The following is a 17562-nucleotide window of genomic DNA, read 5'->3' on the forward strand; positions in this document are numbered from 1 at the left end:
GCGCCCCGGACCCGTCTCATGCCCCCACGGCCACACCGGTCAGGCTCAGGCCGCCGGCAGCGCGCTCCTGGATCAGGCCGCGCCCCCGTACCCCGCGGGCCAGGGCGTCGTTGAGGTGGGCCCCGGCGGTGCCGGGTTCCGACGGGGCCTTCGCCAGTTCCCGCAGGGCGTCCACGGCCGCGTCCAGTTCGAGGACCAGCTCCGTCAGCACCTCCGCGACCGCCGACGCGTTCGAGCTGAGGATGTCGGTCCACAGGTCGGCGTCGCCCGCGGCGATCCGGGTGGCGTCCCGCAACCCCTGGCCGGCCAGCCGCAGATGGGACTCGTCGCCGTGCAGCAGCCGGGCCGCGAGGAGGCTCGCGACCAGGTGCGGGGTGTGCGAGACCAGGGCCACCGCCCGGTCGTGCTGGTCGGGTTCCATGACGACGGGCCGTGCCCCGCACAGTTCGGCGAGTTCACGCGCCCGGACCACGGCCCGGTCGCCGGCGCTGCCGGCCGGGGTGAGCACCCAGGGCCTGCCCCGGAAGAGGTCGGCCCGCGCCGCGAGCGGGCCGGACTGCTCCCGGCCCGCCATCGGGTGGCCGCCCACGAACCGGGTCAGGTCGCAGCCCAGCCGCGCCGCCTCCTCCAGCGGCCGCACCTTCACGCTCGACACGTCGGTGAAGTCCTGGGCCAGCCCTCGCGCCTGCTGCTCGTGCAGGCACGCGGCGACATGCTGCGGCGGTACGGCGATGACGGCCAGGTCGACCGGTGCGCGGGGCGCCCCCACCACGCCGGCGCCCAGGTCGGCCGCGGTCCGCGCGGCGTCCGGGTCGGCGTCGAGGAGGTGGGGGGTGATGCCCCGGGCCCGCAGGGCCAGCGCGATCGACGTGCCGATCAGCCCGGTTCCGACCACCGCGGCACTGCGCATCAGCGGCTGCGCCACAGCACGGGGAGGAACTCGGGGTCGCTGTAGTCCGGCGTCCCCTCGGGCGTCTTGCGCACCACGACGTCGTGGTTGTAGGTGACGTCCGTGCCGTCGGAGCGGCGGAAGGGACGGTAGCGGTTCTCGCCGTCCTGGAGGTGGAAGGAGATCGCACGGCGCGGGCGGTCGCTCACGTTGGCGCCGCTGCCGTGGTACGTGCGGCAGTGGTGGAAGCTGACGTGGCCCTTCGGGATCATCATCGGGACCTTGCGCACCTCGACGCCGTTGTACGCGGCGTTCTCGTCCAGCATCTGGTCGAGTTCGCTGCGGTCGCGCTCGGCGAAGTGCAGGGACGTCTCGTCGTTGGCGGCCGTCTCCTTCCACCGGTGGCTGCCGTCCACCATCGTGATCGTGCCCATCTCCTCGCCGCAGTCGTGGAAGGGGATGAACGCGGTCAGCATCCGCTCGGAGGTGGAGGTGGCCCAGTAGTGCCGGTCGAAGTGCCAGGGCACGATGTTGGACTGCTCACCGGCGACCGGCGGCTTGTAGATCAGGGTGGACTGGAAGACCCGTATCTCCTCGGCCTCGGCGAGCCGGGCGGCCACCGCGCCGAGCAGCGGCTTGCGCAGGATGCGGCCGATCGTGTCGTCCTCGTAGTGGATGTAGTCGTTGTGCCGCTGCACGGGGCCGTGCCCGGGCTCCCAGTAGGCGAGCTTGGGCGGGCGCACCGGCAGGGTGCGGTCGCGGTGTCCCGCGTAGAAGCGCTCGCTGGCCGACTCCAGGAGGTCGACCTCATCGTCGGTGAAGATCTTCTTGGACAGGTACCAGCCGTGCTCGGCGTAGAAGTGGACTTCCTCGTCGGTGGGCAGGAGCGCGCGCTCCTGCTCGGTCAGCGTGAACGGTGCGGTGTCCTGATCAGTCATGGTCTTCCTCGAGTGCTGCGGTTGCGGACGGTGGAGAGGTGCAGGCACGAAGGACGCCGGCCGCGGCGTCAGGCCGGCGCCTTCTCGCGGGCCACGGCCTCGTAGAGGGCCTTGATGTTGCCGCTGCCGAAGGTGCGGGCGCCGTGCCGGTCGATGACCTCCCAGAAGAAGGTCTTCCGTACGTGCATGGACTGGGTGAAGATCTGGAAGACCTGCCCCCAGTGGTCCTGGTCGACCAGGACGTTGGTGCGGCGCAGGTCGTCGACGCGCAGGTCGGGCTCGCCCATGCGCTCGGTCAGCTCGTCGTAGTAGGCGCCGGGCGTGTCCAGGAACGTGACGCCGCGGGCCTCCATCGCCGGGACGGCGGTGACGATGTCGTCGGTGAGCAGGGCGAGGTGCTGCACGCCGGCACCGCCGTGGCGGGCCAGGAAGGCGTCGATCTGGCCGGGCTTGCGGTCGGTCACGGGCTCGATGAGCGTGAAGGTGACCTTGCCGGACGGGCTCTGCACCACCTTGGAGTCCATGGCCTGCTCGCCGACCTCGATGAACTCCTCGAAGATCTGGCTGAAGCCGAAGACCTTCTCGTAGAAGGCGACCGTCGACCGCAGGTCTCCGGCGGGCAGGCAGATCGCCGCGTGGTCGACGGTGTGGAGCAGCTGCTCGCTCTCGTCGGGGTCGGCGGCGAAGATGTCCATCGTCCCGGGCAGGAAGTCGGCGCGGTCGCCGGCGCGCTGCACGAAACGGTGCGCGACGTCTCCGAAGCCGAGCACGGAGGCGGTGACGACCTCGGCTCCGCCGCGGCTGTGCACGACGGGCCGCTCCACCGGGGTCGCCCCCCGCTCGACGGCCGTCTCGAACGCCTCGACGGCGTCGGTGACCTCGAAGGCGATGGTGGCCACGCCGTCGCCGTGCTGGGACACGTACGCCGCCGCCGGGTGGTCGGGGGTCAGCCCGGACGTGAGCACGATGTCGATGCCGCCCTGGCTCAGCAGCAGGGAGCGGCTGTCCGGCCGGCCCGTCTCGGGGCCGGCCTGGCCGCGCAGCCGGAAGCCGAACGCGGTGCAGAGGTAGAACGCGGACTGCTGGGCGTCGCCGACGTGGAACTCGACGTGGTCCACGGCTCCGATGTTCACTTGTGGTCTCCCTCGTGGTGTCGCTTGCTGCGGGTGCTGGCCGTGCCGAAGAGCAGGCTGACGTTGTGGCCGCCGAAGGCGAACGAGTTGGAGATGGCAGCCTGGACGGGCACGCGCCGGGCCTCGCCCCGCACGTGGTCGAGGTCGCAGGCCGGGTCGACGTCGGTGAGGTTGTGGGTGGGCGGCAGCGCGCCGCGCGCGATGGCGAGGGCGCAGACGGCCGCTTCCACGGCGCCGGAGCCGCCGAGCAGATGGCCGGTCATCGACTTGGTGCTGCTGACGGCCGGGGAGCGGTCCCCGAACACGGCGTGCACGGCCCTCGTCTCGGCGACGTCGCCCAGCTTGGTGGCCGTGCCGTGGGCGTTGATGTAGCCGACGTCGTCGGGCGTCAGCCCGCCGGTCCGCAGCGCCCCGCGCATGGCCTGCGCGGCGCCCTCGCCGTCCGGGCGCGGCGCGGTCGGCTTGAAGGCGTCGGTGGTGGAGCCCCAGCCGAGGAGGTCGGCGTAGCCCGCCGCGCCGCGGGCGTCCGCGTGGTCGGCGCGCTCGATCACCAGCACCCCGGCGCCCTCCGCGAGGACGAAGCCGTTGCGGCGGCGGTCGAAGGGGCGGCTGGCCGCCTCGGGGTCGTCGTCCCAGCCGCTGGCCAGCGCCCGGGCGTGCGCGAACGCCAGCGCGGACGTCGCGTTGAGCGGGGCCTCGGCTCCGCCGCAGACGACTACGTCGGCCTCGCCGTACCGGATCAGCCGGGCGGCCTCCGCCACGGCGTGGGCGCCGGCGGCGCAGGCCGTGGAGACGGCCGAACTCCAGCCCCGGATGCCGTGCTTGATGGCGATGCGGGCGGCCGCCATGTTCGGCAGCATGCCGGGCAGCAGGTAGGGGCTGACCGCCGTCGGGCCGCGCCCGACCCGCTCGTGGGCCTGTGCCTCGTACGTGGTCAGGCCGCCGGCGCCGCTGGAGACGACGACCGCGACCCGCTCCGGGTCGGCGTTCTCGCCCACCACGAGCCCCGCGTCGGCGAGGGCGTCGTCGGCGGCGGCCAGCGCCATCAGGGCGAAGCGGTCGACGAGCCGGCCCTCGCTGGGCGGCAGCACCTCCCGCGCCTCGATGTCCGGGGCGATGCCGGCGGTGCCCACGGTGCCGTCGAGCAGATGTCCCTCCGGCGGTCGCCGCAGGCCCGACTTGCCGTGGCACAGGGCGTCGAAGGTGTCGGCGGCGCCGCGGCCGAGCGGGGTGAAGGTGCCGAGGCCGGTGATGACGGCGCCGGGAAGCGCGGCGGTCATGCGGCCACCTGCTTCGCGGAGGACTCCCGGCCGAGCAGTTCGCCGTCGAGGAACCGCTGGCGCAGCAGGAACTTGCGCACCTTGCCGGTGGCGCCGAGCGGGATGCGGTCCGGGCTGACGACGACCACGCGGTCGACGGTCTCGGCCACCCGCGGATCCAGCGCGGCGAGCACCTGCGCCGTGCGGTCGGCCTCCGGGTCGGCCTCCGGGTCCAGCATCAGCAGCACCGACGTGACGACCCGGCCCTCGCTCGGCACGGCGACGACGGTGCACTCCAGCACGTCGGCGCAGTCCGCCAGCACCCGCTCCTCGCAGAGCATGGTGTAGAGGCGGTGGCCGTCGCCGAGGTCCACCGCGTCCACGGCACGGTCGACGTGGTAGTAGTAGCCGTCCTCGTCGCGGTAGACGAGGTCCCCGGTGAGGAAGTAGCCGTCCCGGCGGGTGCGGTAGGTGGTCACCGAGTCGTTCCAGTAGCCCAGCGACAGCGTGGGCGCGCTGATGGCGAGCTGGCCGACCTCGCCGACGCCGAGCCGCTCGCCCTCGTCGTCGACGACCGCCACGTCGGAGAAGGCGTGCGGCTTGCCGATGCAGCGGCCGTAGCGGCTGGTGTCGGGGGTGTGGGTGATGTGGAACTGGGAGTGCCCCATCTCCGAGGAGCCGAGGCCGTCCACGAAGAACGAGCCGCGGGTTTGCACCCGTCCCTGCGCGGTGACGGACTCGCGCGTGCCGGTGGCGATGAGCTTGCGGATGTGCGCCTCGTGCGCGCAGTCCCCGGTGTTCCACCAGGTGCGCACCGAGTCCATGGCACGGCGGGACAGGTCCTCGCCCGCGAGCTCGGACCAGGTGGCGGCGAAGCCGAGGACGCTGGCCGGCTGCCAGGACTCGATGGCGTCGAGCACCGCGGACCCGGTCTGCCGGGACATCACGGCCAGCTGTGCCCGGTTGGTCAGGGCGAGGTTGACGGCGATGACCGTGGCCGCGTGCGCCGAGGGCAGGGCGCCCAGCATGCGGTCCAGGCCCTGGCCCTTGGGCAGCGAGAGCCGGTGGCGGATGGCCGCGAACAGACTGTGGTGGGAGTGGATCACGGCCTTGGGCAGGCCGGTCGTCCCGGAGGAGTGGGTGATGACCACGGGCTCGTTGCCGTGGTGCCGGTAGGGCCTGGGGGCCTCGTCGGGGTCGCCCTTGCCGAGGTCGGCGGGGTGCGCGAGCAGCGGCGTGGTGTTGCCGGCCGAGGACAGCGCGTCCCAGTGCGGCACGTCGGCGACGACCCCGACGGCACGCAGCCGCCTGATGTACTCGGCCGCCTGCTCGGCGGGCACCCTGCCGTTGACTAGCGCGGGGATCGCGCCCAGGCGGACCAGCGCCAGGTAGCCGAGGACCTGGTCGGCGCCGTCCGTCACCCAGACGGCGACCGCGTCGCGGGGCCGGACCCCGAGGGAGTGCAGCACCGAGGCCCGGGCGGCGACGCGCTCGCCGAGCTGCGCCAGGGTCAGGGCCTGCCAGGCCGGGTGGCCGTCCACCTCGGTGTCGAAGGTCAGGGTCGGAGTGTCGAGGCGGGTGCCCCGCTCGATCAGTGTGGTCAGCACGTTGCCCACGCCCAGCCGTTGATCGGCCGCGAGTTCCGCGCGCTCGTTCTTCGGGTTCATTCCCGGGGTCCCTCTTTCGGGCCTTGTGTCTGGTCTTCGCGTACGGCTGCGCCGTCACGGTTGTCTCGTACGGCCGCGCCGGTCACGGCTCCTCGTCCCCGGCCGCGCCGGTCGGGCCCCGGTGCACGGTTCGCCCGGCACGGCCTTCGGGTACGGCTCGGTCGCGGGGCGGCCGTTCACGTACGGCTTGGCTCCGCGTCCCTCCGGCCCGGCGCCGGGGCGCCCGGGCCGGGAGGGTGCGCGCGTGTCAGGCCGTCGCCGGCCGCGGGGTCACCTGGTCGCGGCGGCGGAGGAGGCGCGGTCGACGATCTCCTTGACGAGACCGGAGACGGTCAGCAGCGCGACGGTCTCCATCTCGTCCTCCTCGAACTTCACTCCGTACGTGTCCTCGACCTGGATGGCGATCTCGGCGACCGAGAGCGACTCGAGGTCCAGGCCGGCCGGGCCGAGCGGGGTGTCGCCGGTGACGTCGGACACGTCGTAGTTCATGTTCTTCAGCGCCTCGATGATGAACTTCTCGACTTCAGCGGACATTTGATTGACTCCTGCTTCATGGATGGGCGCCCGGGTCTGGACCCGGACACGGTGACGGTGCTGTGGTGCACCACGGACGGGAACGAGCGCCGGCTGGCGCGCGCCCTGCTGCTGCGGAACGCGGCCGGAATGCTCGGCGTCCCGGAGTCCGGGGTCTGGGTGGAGCACGAACCCGGCGGCCGCCCGTATCTCGGCGGGGCCGGAGCAGGTGTGCGGGTGAGCGTGGCCCACACGCGGGGAGCGGTGGCGATCGCCCTGACCGGCGGAGTTCCGGTGGGCGTCGACGTCGAGAGGGTGCGGCGGCTGCGCGCCGAGTCGATGGCCCGGGCGTGGCTTCATCCCGCGGAGGCGGCCTGGATCGGCGGGCTGCCCGAGCCGGAACGCTCCGTCGCCTTCCTGTGGTTGTGGACGCAGAAGGAGGCGGTCGGCAAGGCGCTGGGCCGCGGACTGCGCGGCGGCGGCATGAGCCGTCGTATGCCGGTCGAGGAGTGCTGGCCGCCGGGTCCGGGCGCCCGGGCTCCGCGCCCGCTGCCCGACGACGGCGGTCTCGCGTCCTGCGCGGTCCTGGTGGACGACGGCCGCCATGTCGTCGGCGTCGCGTTGTGCGGTGACGCCGCGGGCGGTTCAGGCGAGGGCGGTGTCCGCGTTCAGGTGCACCGGGTCACCGGAGCCCCGGCCTGAGTCGTCCGGCGCGGCGGCGGACCGCACGGCGGCGCGCAGGATCTCTGCGTTGCGCACGGGCTTGCCGGTGACGGTACGGGGGATGTCGGGCAGGTCGTGCAGCGTGCGGGGGCGCTTGTACGGCGCGAGGCGCGCCGCGAGCCGGGCGGGGAGGCCGTCGAAGGCCGCCCGGTCCGTGACGGTCACGAAGGCCTCGATGCCGGTGCCCTGCACGACGACGGCGTCGGTGACCCCGGGCATGGCGGTGAGGGCCTCCTCGACCTCGGCGAGGTCGACCTTGAGGCCGCCGATGGAGACCTGCGAGTCCATCCTGCCGTGGACGGTGAGCAGGCCGGTGGCCTCGTCGATGCTGCCGGCGTCCTTGGTGCGCAGCCAGCCGTCGACGAAGCGGGTCGGGTCGCTCGGGCCCACGTACGGGGTGGCCGGCAGGCCGAGCAGGATCTGTCCGTCGTCGACGCGCACCCTCATGCCGGGCGCGGGCGTCAGGCCGGGGCGGGTGGATCCGGTGAGGTCGGTGGCGATGACGCCGACCTCGGTCATGCCGTACATGACGCCCAGGTCGGCGCGGTAGTTGCGGGTGAACCGCTCCCAGACGTCCGTCCTGACCAGTTCGCCGCCGACGATCATGCGGCGCAGCTGGGGAAGGCGGGGCGGGGTCTGGGGCGCGGTGAGGAGCGCCGCCTGCGAGGGGACGCCGAGGACGGTGGTGGGCTCGTCGCCGGCCGCGACGGCCTTGAGGATGCCGTCGACCGTCTGGGTGCCGGGCAGGACGACCTCGGATCCGGAGGCGAGTCCGTGCAGCAGTCCGCCGATCAGGCCGAGGACGTGGACGACCGAGGCGAGCACGACGGTGCGTTCGCCCCGGCGGGGGAAGCCGTCGAGCCGGGAGTAGCGGTCGAGTTCCTCCAGGAGGCTGCCGACCGTGCGGCCGATCACCTTGGAGGGGCCGGTCGAGCCGGAGCTGAGCTGGAGCAGCGCGTGCGGCGAGGCGGCCGGGCGGCCGCCGTGCAGGGGGGTGATGCGGGTGGTCAGTTCGAAGTATCCGCGCAGCCGGCCGGTGGCCTCCTCGACGGGTTCGACGACCAGTTGCGGAGTGAGCCGCGCGATGGCCTTGCCGACCTCGTAGGTCGTCAGCCGGTGGTCCAGGAGCGCGACCTGGGCGCCCGTGCGCCACCCGGCGAGCATGGCGACGATGCAGGCGAGGGAAGGGGGCATCCGCACGGCGAGCGTGCCGCCCGGCACGAGTCCGGCGGCCCGCAGACGTTCCTGCTCCTCGGCGACGAGCCGGCGCAGCTCCGCCAGGCTCACGGGCCTGCCCAGGTGGAGGGCGGTTCTGCGACTGTCCCCCTCGAGCAGTATGTCGTCGATCCAGGCGCCTTCACTGCAAACGGTCCTTTTCGGTACCGCTTCCCCCACTGAAATCCCCACCCATCGAAAAACCGATACGGTCCTGCCGCCGTACTCACCCCGTGGCAGCAGATTCATCGTTGCTCACTACCTGCGAGTAAGCAAGTAAAGGCGATGAAGTGTTGCACGTCACCATATGACCTGCGGAGTTGTTCTCGAGCATGCCGAATACCCCCATTCATTTCCCGAGGGACAGATGAATGGGGGTGACCCGAGGGTCAAAGAGATTTCACCGCCGGGTAACCCCCGACGGGCCGAAAAGCGGAACCCGAGGCACCCCCATAAGGGCCATGACCTCCTCGAACTCCTCCGTGAGCGTCCGGAGGACGGCGGACGCGCCGACGCTTCCGGAATGTGCGAGTCCCCACAGAACGGGACGCCCCACAAAAACGAAATCGGCGCCCAGGCAGAGCGCCTTCGCGATATCGGCGCCGTGCCGTACCGCACCGTCCAAGATCACGGGACAGCGCCCCGCGACGATCTCGGAAATTTCCGGGAGCGCTTCCACCGCAGGTTGCGCAAAATCGAGCTGCCGCCCTCCGTGATTGGACACGACAATGCCGTCGACCCCGTGTTTCACGGCCAGCTCGGCATCCTCCGCGGTCAGCAGGCCCTTCAGCACGAGGGGGAGACTGGTGCGCTCGCGCAGCCAGGCCAGGTCCTCCCAGGTGATGGTGGCGTCGAACTGCTCCCGGGAATGGCGTGCGACGGCGGACTCCCGCGGAGCGCCGACGTGGGAGGCCGACATGACGGAGGGGTCGACGTTCACCGCGCGGACGCCCTCCGGTATCGCGAAGCCGTTGCGCGCGTCGCGCGGACGGCGGGCGACTCTCGGCGCGTCGACCGTCAGGACCAGCGCACGGTACCCGGCGGCCTCCGCCCGCCGGACCAGGGCGATCATCGGCTCGCGCCGTTTGAGCCAGTAGAGCTGGAGCCACAGGGGCCCCGTCGCCTCGGCGGCGATGTCCTCCAGGGTGCGGCTCGCGAACATGCTGACGGTGAACAGCACGCCCGCCTCGCCGGCGGCGCGCGCGGTGGCCACCTCGCCGTCGGGGTGGGCGAGCCGGTGGTAGGCCATGGGCGCGATGCCCAGCGGCGCCGCGAGGTCCGCGCCCAGCACCGAGGCGCCGGGGTCGCAGTCCGACACGTCGACGAGGCAGCGGGGCCGCAGCCGGAGCCGGTCGAGGGCCTCGCGGCCGGCCGACAGCATCGACTCGGTCCCGCTCCCGCCTGCCAGGAAGTCCCACACCGGACCCGGCAGCCGCTTCCTCGCGGCCGCCTCGTACTCGTGAAGCGCCATCGGCACCACTGCGAACACCCCCGTGTTCTCGCTCGCTCTCGCGCGCTCTGCCGTGCTTCCCAACTAACCGCACGGGCGTACACTAACCGAACTCTCCCACATGTCCGCACGGTCGTCCACATACTCCGGTATCCGGCCGACCGAGAACGGCGGACGACCTCGACGGGAGGTGACTAGGAGGTGTCCCTTGGCAGGGACAGGCACGGACGGACGGATCGAACGCGGCAACCAGACCCGGCGGGCGATCCTCCACAAAGCCGTCAGGATCGCGTCGGTGGAGGGCCTCGAAGGCCTGTCGCTCGGCCGCCTCGCGGGCGAGCTCTCCCTCAGCAAGAGCGGGGTGTTCGCCCTGTTCGGGTCGAAGGAGGAGCTGCAACTCGCCACCGTGCGCGCCGCCGTCAAGGTCTTCATCGAGCGCGTCGTGCAGCCGGCCCGCGACCTGCCCGCCGGCCTCGGCCGGCTGCGGTGCCTGTGCGGCAACTGGCTCCTCTACTCGGAACAGCGCGTCTTCCCCGGCGGATGCTTCTTCTACTCGGTCTCGGCGGAGTACGACGCCCGCCAGGGCAAGGTGCACGACGCCGTGGCGAGCGCGCACGGCAACTGGTTCACCCTCGTCGAGCAGACCATCGACGAGGCCAAGGAGGCGGGCGAGATCCGCCCGGCCACGGACTCGGCCCAGCTCGCCTTCGAACTCGTCGCCCTCCTGGAAATGGCCAACGCCGAATCCGTACTGCACGGAAACTTCACCTGCTACCGCAGGGCCGCCGACGGCATCATCAGCCGGCTGCGCGACGCCGCGACCGACCCGTCGCTGCTGCCCGACACCCTTGAACCGCCCGTGACCACAGTGCTCGCGGGCCCGGACCGGAGGCACCATGCCATTTGATCCGCAGTTGCAGACCCTGTACGACCGTCGCGCGGCGCAGGGCGTGCGCCCGCTGTACACGATGACGCTGGAGGAGGCGAGAGCCGCCGACCTCGCCGCCATCCAGGCCGGGGCCGGCACGCCCGAGCCGGTGGACCAGGTGCTGGACCTCACCGTCGACGGCCCCGGCGGCCCGCTGCCGGTGCGCGTCTACCGTCCGGCGGGCCAGGGGCCGTTGCCCGTGCTCGTCTACTTCTTCGGCGGCGGCTGGACCCTGGGCTCCCTGGACACCGGCGACGCACTCTGCCGCAGCCTCGCCAACTCCGTCGGCTGTCTCACCGTCGCCGTCGGCTACCGCCTGGCGCCCGAGCACAAGTTCCCCGCCGCTCCCGAGGACTGCTTCGCGGGCGTCCGGTGGGCCGCCGAGCACGCCGCGGAGTTCGGCGGGGACGCGAGCCGGCTGGCCGTCGCCGGCGACAGCGCCGGTGGCAACCTCGCCGCGGCCGTGACGCTCATGGCCCGTGACGCGGGCGGCCCCGGCATCCTGACCCAGCTGCTCGTCTACCCGAACACCGACTACCTGGCGGACACCCCGTCACGGCGGGAGAACACCGACCCGCTGCTCTTCAACGACAAGTCGGTGCACTGGTACTGGGACAACTACCTCGCCGCCCCCGAGGACGGCGCCCACCCCCTCGCCTCCCCGCTGCGCGCCCCCGACCACTCCGGGCTGCCGCCCGCGCTGGTGATCACCGCCGAGTACGACCCGCTGCGCGACGAGGGCGAGAGCTACGCCCGGCGGCTGCGGGAGAGCGGGGTGCCCGCCGAGTCGACCCGCTACCCGGGCATGGCGCACGGCTTCTTCACCATGTCCGGCACGCTGGACGCGGCCCGCCGGGCCGTGGAGCAGGCCGCCGCCCACCTGCGCACCGCCTTCGCCGACGCCGCCACGAAGGGCTGAGCCGTGACGGACACCACCGCCATCCCGGCGCTCGCCCTCCAGGACCTGCACGCCTCGCTCACCGACCCGGTGCTCGACGCGATGAACTTCCTCAACGAGGTCGTCGCCCGCTTCCCCGAAGCCCTGTCCTTCGCGCCCGGCAGGCCGTCCGAGGGCGCGTTCGAGACCGACGACCTCGCCCGCCACCTGCGCTCGTACACCGACCACCTGGAACACGCGCGCGGCTGGTCGAAGGACCGGGTCCGCACCCACCTCTTCCAGTACGGGCGCACCAACGGCATCATCCACGAGCTGATCGCCCGCACCCTGGCCAACGACGAGCAGATCCACGTGCCGCCGGAGTCGATCGTCGTGACGACCGGCTGCCAGGAAGCCATGCTGCTCACCCTGCGGGCGCTGTTCGCCGGCCCCGAGGACACGCTCCTGGTCAGCTCCCCCTGCTACGTCGGCATCACCGGCGCCGCCCGGCTGCTCGACATCGCGACCCACCCGGTGCCGGAGGGCGCCGACGGCCCCGACCCCGAGGCCTTCCTGGCCGCCGCGCGCGGGCTGCGCCGGGCGGGCAGGCGGCCGCGCGCGCTGTACGTGGTCCCGGACTTCGCCAACCCGTCGGGCACCAGCATGAGCGTCGCCGCGCGGCAGCGGCTGCTGGAGGTCGCGGCGGAGGAGGATCTGCTCGTCCTGGAGGACGATCCCTACGGGTTCTTCGTCCGGGCCGGCTCCGCACGCCCCACGCTGAAGTCGCTGGACCGCGAGCGACGGGTGCTGCACCTGGGCTCGTTCGCCAAGACCGCGCTGCCCGGCGCGCGCGTCGGCTACGTCGTCGCCGACCAGGAGGTCGTCGGCCCGGCCGGACGGCGTTCGCTGCTCGCCGACGAGCTCTCCAAGATCAAGAGCATGACGACGGTCAACACCTCGGCCGTCGCCCAGGCCGTCATCGGCGGACTGCTCGTGGAGTGCGACTGCCGGCTGCGCGAGGCCAACGCCGGGGCCATCGCCCACTACGCCACCAACCTGGCCACCCTGCTGAGCGAGCTGGAGCGTCACTTCCCGCCGGAGCGGCGCCGTGAGCTGGGCCTGAGCTGGAACGAGCCCACGGGAGGCTTCTTCCTCGTCGTCGACGTCCCGTTCGTCGCCGACGCCAAGGCCCTGGAGGACTCCGCCCGCGCCTTCGGTGTGCTGTGGACGCCGATGAGCGACTTCTACCCGGACGGCGGCGGTGAGCGGCGTCTGCGGCTGTCCTGCAGCGCGCTGACCGCCGATCAGATCGCGGAGGGCGTGCGGCGGCTGGCCGACTTCATCGAGTCCCGGGCGGCGGAGCCGGCCGAACGCCTCTGACCTGGCGATCGACGACCGAGGGCCCGGCCGCCGACAGCGGCCGGGCCCTTCTTTTCGAGCCACACCCTTAAAACTAAACGCACGGTCGTGCTAATGTCCCGGCTCGGACCATCACTCGCGAAAGGGCCCGCATGGATATCCGGAAGCTCGACCGGACGGCTGTGCTGGAGACCGTACGCCTCGTGCAGCAGGCCGGCCCCGGGGACTGGGACCTGCCGACTCCGTGCACCGGCTGGACACTCCACCAGCTCGTGTCCCACATGGCGGGCCAGCACCACGGGTTCGCGGCGGCCGCGGCCGGGAGCGGCGACGACCCGACCGCCTGGCATCCGGCCGCGCTCGGCGAGGACCCGTCGACGACGTACCGGGCCGCGGCCTGGACCGCCATCGACGCCTTCGCCCAGCACGGCGTGCTCACCCGGGAGTTCGCCCTCCCGGAGATCAGCACCGCCCGGCGGTTCCCCGCCTCGGTCGCGATCGGGTTCCACTTCCTGGACTATGTCGTCCACGGCTGGGACGTGGCCCGCACCCTCGGCCTGCCCCTGGACCTCGACGAGGAAGTCGCCGACGCCGCCGTCGCGTTCGCCCTGCGCGTGCCGGACGACGAACGCCGGCTGGTGCCCGACCCCCTCTTCCGTCCCGCCCTTCCCACGACGCCCGGCGCCAGCTCCCTCGACCTCGTCCTCACGTCGCTCGGCCGGTCGCCGGAATGGTCAGCGGCGACGGTCCAGTAGCCGCGGCCCGGACACACCCTCCAGCCCGACACGCACAGGGAGACACCTTGCTCACCGACCTCAAGCAGCATGTCGCACGGCGTCTCGGTCTGACGCAGGCGGAGGTGTTCGCCGGGCAGCCGCTGTCGGCGGTCCTCGTCGCCTCGCCGAGCGCGATCAACTCCATCGACCTGCTGGACGCGTTCGCGGGCGCGCTCGCGGACACCGGCTTCGACGAGGACGTCGAACTGCCGACGATGACCCTCGACCACACCGCGGAGGACGTCCTCCAGGCCCTCGCCAAGCAGCTCGCGCCCAGCTCCTCCTGAACGGACGACTCCCCCGCCCCTCCCGGCCGGAAGGCGAGACACATGCTGATCATGACCGACATCGTCAAGGAGCTCCGCTCCGGGGCCACCATCACCGACGTGCTGCGCGTCCAGCAGAGCTACCACGAGCAGCGCCGCTGGTCGTCCGACGAGCTGTTCGACGGCCGCCGCCTGACGCGTCCGGGCGAGAGCGACAAAGCCGCCCTGTGGCACGCCGCCCGCGCCGAGCTGACCACCCAGCCGGCCGGCATCCGGCTCGCCGTGGACGGCGTCAAGCTGGCCAACGAGATCCGCGAGTCCAACCCGCTGGGCAGTGACGTCCTGCACATCGCCGCCGCCTGGTCGGCCCGCTACTGGCTGGAGGAGGAGGCCCACCACGAGGTCTCCTTCGGGCGCCTGATGGAGATGGCGGGCATCGACGCCATCGACACGGAGGAGGTCGTCGAGCACCGCGGGGCCTTCCCCACCGACAACTACGCCCGCGTCTGCATCCTCCAGGCGTGCGTGGAGATCGAGGCCTGCGTGTCGTACCAGCACGCGGCGCGCACCAGCGAGGACGAGCTGGTGCACGACGTCTTCCACACGATCATGAAGGACGAGGTGCAGCACCGGCAGTACTTCGCCTCCTTCGCCAAGGCCCTGGTGGAGTCCGGGGTCTACCCCGTCAAGGACGTCCTGTCGATGGCGTACACCTGGATCCGCCCCGACGGCGGCGAGACGTTCGGCTCGGCGCGCGAGGCCCAGACCGAGCGTCAGGGCTTCGTCAACTGGTGGGAGCGGATCCGGACCGAGGACGAGTTCGCCCTCGGCGAGGACGCGCTGCACGAGGGGTCGGTGCACTCGCGCAAGCTGAGCAGCGTGTTCGCCCTGGTGCGGGAAGTCACCGGCATCGAGACCCGATCCTACGAGGACCTGAAGCGTGCCTACTTCGCCAGCCTCCGCACGAACGATGTCGACCGGATTCGATCTGCAGTGCGTCGCGGAGCTGGCGCGCCGGCCGCACTTGCGGGATAGCGGTGCGGTGTTCACCGCCGGGGAACGGGCGCACTGCCGCTCGCGTCCCGACCCGGACGCGTCCCTGACGGGGCTGCTGTCGGCCAAGGAGGCCTTCATCAAGGCGCTCAGCTCCATGGGCGGGGCGCCTGCGTGCTCCTTCCCGGAGATCGAGGTCGGCCACGGCCCCGCCGGGCAGCCCCGGCTCCGGCTGCACGGGGACGTCGGCCGCTGGTGCCGGGAACGGAACATCGCGGCGGAGCTGTCGATCAGCCACAGCGGCGGCATGGCCGGCGCGGTGGTCGTCCTCCTGGCCGAGCCCCACGCGACGACGGCGCAGGCTGCGACCGCGCACGGGACGACGACGATCGGGACGACGAGCGGAGGCAACCCTTCATGACCACCGCCACACCACCGCCGGTGCTGGAACACACCTGCGAAGTCGCCCTGCGCCCCAACGACTTCGACTGGGCCGGGCACCTGAACAACAGCGTGTACCCCCAACTCCTGGAAACCGGCCGCTGGGAGTGGGGGCTCGCCCACGGCGTCGACGCGCGCGAGGACACCGTGGTCGCCGTGGTGCTCCAGCTCCAACTGGACTACCTGCACGCGGTCGACTGGGACCCGGTCGGCCGCCTGGTCGTGCGCACCTCCCTCGCGGACCGGACGGCCTACAGCTTCACCCTCGCCCAGGACGTCGAACTCCCCGACGGCACCAAGGCGGCCAGGGGCAGGGTCCGCCTCGGCCTCGTCGACCGGCTCACCAAGCGCGTCCACCGCGTCGACCTGGACTCGATGTTCGACGGCGGCGGCTCCGGGAGCACGGCGTGACGGCGCACACCGTGGACACGGCCGCGGACACCCTCCCCGGGCGGCTCGCCGCCCAGGCCCACCGCACGGGCGCGACCGTCACCTTCGGCACCTCCGCCCGGCGGGAGACCCTCACGTATCCCGAGTTCGCCGAGCAGGTCGCGGCGGCGGCCGGCGGCTTCGCCGAGCAGGGCGTACGCCCCCGCGACCGGGTGATGCTCCGCATCGGCAGCACCCGCGAGAGCCTCCTGGCGCTGCTGGGGCTGATGCACCTGGGCGCGGTCCCGGTGTCGGTCAAGCCCCGCGTGCCCGGAGCGGTGGTCGAGCAGTACCTCGCCGCGGTGTCCCGGCAGCAGGGCACACGTCACGCCTTCCGCATCTCCGGTCCCGGCCTGCGCGAACTCACCCTGGAACCGGTCCTGTCGACGCCGTCCGGCCCGGCGCCGGGGCATCCGGAGGACCTCGCGTTCGTCCAGTACACGAGCGGCTCCACCGGCATGCCCCGCCCCATCCCGCTCAGCCACCGCGCGGTCCTCGCCAACATCGGGGCGATCAGCGGCGTCTCCGGCATGCGGCCGGGCCACGCCGGCATCATCGCGCTGCCGCTCCACCACGACATGGGCCTGATCGGCGTACTGACCGCGCTCGTACAGGGCGCCGATCTGGTCCTGGAGGAGCCGGGGGCGTTCCTGCGCAGGCCTCTGGCGGCCCTGCGCCTGGTGCGGGACGCCCCGTGCGTGCACAGCGCCCTCCCCGACTTCATGCTGCGGTACCTGGCGGCGCGGATCGCGGAGGCGGCGGCGCGGGGGGAACTCGACCCGGGCCTGTTCCGGACCTGGAGCACCGTCTTCTGCGGGGCGGAGCCCATCCGCCGGGAATCGGTGCGCACGTTCCTCGACGCCACCACTCCTTGGGGCTTCGACCCGTCGGCGCTGGTGTTCTGCTACGGCCTCGCGGAAGCGGTCCTGATGGCCACCCACCACCGCCTCACGGACCCCGGCAGCGCCTTCCGCACCCGGGGCGCGGTCGCCACCGCATGCCTCGGCACCCCGGTGCCCGGCCTCGGCCTGCGCGTCGTGGACGAGGCGGGGCGCGACTGCGCCGAGGCCGAGACGGGCCGCGTACAGCTGCGCGGGGACTCCCTGTTCAACGGCTACGACGGCGCCACCGACCACCGCACGACCTGGTTCGACACCGGCGACCTGGGCCACCTGGACGCGGGCCTGCTCCACGTCGACGGCCGGCGCTCCGACCGGGTATCGGTCAACGGCACGAACGTCTTCGCCGAGGACGTGGAACAGGTCGCGGCGGCCGAGCCGGGCGTCGCGGAGTGCGTCGTCCTGCCCCACGGCGCGTCGTTCGCCGTCGTGGTGGTGGCGGAGCGCGGCCGGCACATCGACGCCGACCGCCTCGCGGCCCGCATCGCCGCGGACTTCACCGTGGCCCCGGAGACCGTCCTGCAAGTGCCGCACAGCGCCGTCGTCCGCACGGCGAGCGGCAAACCCGCGCGCGCGTACATGGCGGCCCGGCTGGAGGAACTCCAACGGGCCGGCGCACCCGGGCAGTCGACTCGGCGGTCGGCGGAAACGTGACCCCGTACGTTCTTCGAGCCGCTCGGGCCCGGGACGGACAGTCCCCCCGGCCCGGGTCCGGGGCCGGCGGGGATCGCCCGAGGCGATCCACGGGGGCGCCGTACGGTCGGCCGCGATGAACGAGACACCCCAGCCCTTGCCGTTGCCGGACCG

At 72.7% G+C, this 17562-nt stretch carries 18 protein-coding genes; 10 read left to right on the plus strand and 8 right to left on the minus strand.

Annotated elements, in window-relative coordinates; all coding sequences use genetic code 11:
- Positions 1-16 precede the first annotated feature (16 nt).
- From ABZY13_RS23245 to ABZY13_RS23270, 6 genes are all read right to left on the minus strand, one after another.
- Positions 17-910: a prephenate dehydrogenase gene (locus tag ABZY13_RS23245; protein WP_356633733.1), complete on the minus strand. Its 894-nt coding sequence runs from the start codon at positions 908-910 to the stop codon at positions 17-19.
- On the minus strand, positions 910-1827 hold the full coding sequence (locus tag ABZY13_RS23250; RefSeq protein WP_356633735.1) for a phytanoyl-CoA dioxygenase family protein: 918 nt from the start codon (positions 1825-1827) through the stop codon (positions 910-912). The genes ABZY13_RS23245 and ABZY13_RS23250 overlap by 1 nt, the downstream gene beginning before the upstream one ends.
- A 68-nt stretch (positions 1828-1895) precedes the next feature.
- Entirely contained in the window at positions 1896-2960 is a 1065-nt protein-coding gene (gene hppD, locus ABZY13_RS23255) for a 4-hydroxyphenylpyruvate dioxygenase (RefSeq protein WP_356633737.1), read from the minus strand.
- On the minus strand, positions 2957-4240 hold the full coding sequence (locus ABZY13_RS23260; protein WP_356633739.1) for a beta-ketoacyl-[acyl-carrier-protein] synthase family protein: 1284 nt from the start codon (positions 4238-4240) through the stop codon (positions 2957-2959). Before ABZY13_RS23260 ends, hppD begins: the two co-directional genes overlap by 4 nt.
- Entirely contained in the window at positions 4237-5886 is a 1650-nt protein-coding gene (locus ABZY13_RS23265; RefSeq protein WP_356633741.1) for a class I adenylate-forming enzyme family protein, read from the minus strand. Before ABZY13_RS23265 ends, ABZY13_RS23260 begins: the two co-directional genes overlap by 4 nt.
- Positions 5887-6156: 270 nt before the next feature.
- On the minus strand, positions 6157-6420 hold the full coding sequence (locus ABZY13_RS23270) for a phosphopantetheine-binding protein (protein ID WP_356633743.1): 264 nt from the start codon (positions 6418-6420) through the stop codon (positions 6157-6159).
- Positions 6421-6438: 18 nt separating this feature from the next.
- Between ABZY13_RS23270 and ABZY13_RS23275 the strand changes: the two genes are divergently transcribed.
- Positions 6439-7101, plus strand: a complete 663-nt coding sequence (locus ABZY13_RS23275; protein WP_356633745.1) for a 4'-phosphopantetheinyl transferase superfamily protein — start codon at positions 6439-6441, stop codon at positions 7099-7101.
- Here ABZY13_RS23275 and ABZY13_RS23280 read toward each other — a convergent pair.
- Together ABZY13_RS23280 and ABZY13_RS23285 are read right to left on the minus strand one after the other, a co-directional pair.
- Positions 7045-8529: a class I adenylate-forming enzyme family protein gene (locus ABZY13_RS23280; RefSeq protein ID WP_356633747.1), complete on the minus strand. Its 1485-nt coding sequence runs from the start codon at positions 8527-8529 to the stop codon at positions 7045-7047. The genes ABZY13_RS23275 and ABZY13_RS23280 overlap by 57 nt on opposite strands.
- A gap of 208 nt (positions 8530-8737) precedes the next feature.
- The gene (locus ABZY13_RS23285) at positions 8738-9808 is read right to left on the minus strand and encodes an alpha-hydroxy acid oxidase (protein WP_356633749.1); all 1071 of its coding nucleotides are present in this window, start codon (positions 9806-9808) and stop codon (positions 8738-8740) included.
- Between the two features lie 187 nt (positions 9809-9995).
- On the opposite strand from ABZY13_RS23285, the gene ABZY13_RS23290 reads away from it, so the two are divergent.
- The 9 genes from ABZY13_RS23290 to ABZY13_RS23330 all read left to right on the plus strand — a co-directional run bounded on the left by ABZY13_RS23290 (position 9996) and on the right by ABZY13_RS23330 (position 17409).
- Positions 9996-10694 carry a TetR/AcrR family transcriptional regulator gene (locus ABZY13_RS23290; protein ID WP_356633751.1) on the plus strand — a complete coding sequence of 233 codons (699 nt, stop codon included), beginning with the start codon at positions 9996-9998 and terminating at the stop codon, positions 10692-10694.
- On the plus strand, positions 10684-11634 hold the full coding sequence (locus ABZY13_RS23295) for an alpha/beta hydrolase (protein ID WP_356633753.1): 951 nt from the start codon (positions 10684-10686) through the stop codon (positions 11632-11634). The genes ABZY13_RS23290 and ABZY13_RS23295 overlap by 11 nt, the downstream gene beginning before the upstream one ends.
- Before the next feature lie 3 nt (positions 11635-11637).
- Positions 11638-12972, plus strand: coding sequence for a PLP-dependent aminotransferase family protein (locus ABZY13_RS23300; RefSeq protein ID WP_356633755.1), 1335 nt, complete (start codon positions 11638-11640; stop codon positions 12970-12972).
- A gap of 131 nt (positions 12973-13103) precedes the next feature.
- Positions 13104-13706, plus strand: coding sequence for a TIGR03086 family metal-binding protein (locus tag ABZY13_RS23305; protein ID WP_356633757.1), 603 nt, complete (start codon positions 13104-13106; stop codon positions 13704-13706).
- Positions 13707-13753: 47 nt separating this feature from the next.
- Positions 13754-14014, plus strand: coding sequence for a hypothetical protein (locus ABZY13_RS23310; RefSeq protein ID WP_356633759.1), 261 nt, complete (start codon positions 13754-13756; stop codon positions 14012-14014).
- Between the two features lie 42 nt (positions 14015-14056).
- A complete protein-coding gene (locus ABZY13_RS23315) occupies positions 14057-15028 on the plus strand; it encodes a hypothetical protein (protein WP_356633761.1) in 972 nt (323 codons plus the stop codon).
- Positions 14964-15407 carry a holo-ACP synthase gene (locus tag ABZY13_RS23320; RefSeq protein WP_356633763.1) on the plus strand — a complete coding sequence of 148 codons (444 nt, stop codon included), beginning with the start codon at positions 14964-14966 and terminating at the stop codon, positions 15405-15407. Before ABZY13_RS23315 ends, ABZY13_RS23320 begins: the two co-directional genes overlap by 65 nt.
- Positions 15404-15838 carry an acyl-CoA thioesterase gene (locus ABZY13_RS23325; protein WP_356633765.1) on the plus strand — a complete coding sequence of 145 codons (435 nt, stop codon included), beginning with the start codon at positions 15404-15406 and terminating at the stop codon, positions 15836-15838. Before ABZY13_RS23320 ends, ABZY13_RS23325 begins: the two co-directional genes overlap by 4 nt.
- Positions 15835-17409, plus strand: a complete 1575-nt coding sequence (locus ABZY13_RS23330) for an AMP-binding protein (RefSeq protein WP_356633767.1) — start codon at positions 15835-15837, stop codon at positions 17407-17409. The genes ABZY13_RS23325 and ABZY13_RS23330 overlap by 4 nt, the downstream gene beginning before the upstream one ends.
- Positions 17410-17562: the final 153 nt, after the last annotated feature.

It is taken from the genome of Streptomyces sp. NPDC006610, from assembly GCF_040611575.1.
Lineage (GTDB): Bacteria > Actinomycetota > Actinomycetes > Streptomycetales > Streptomycetaceae > Streptomyces.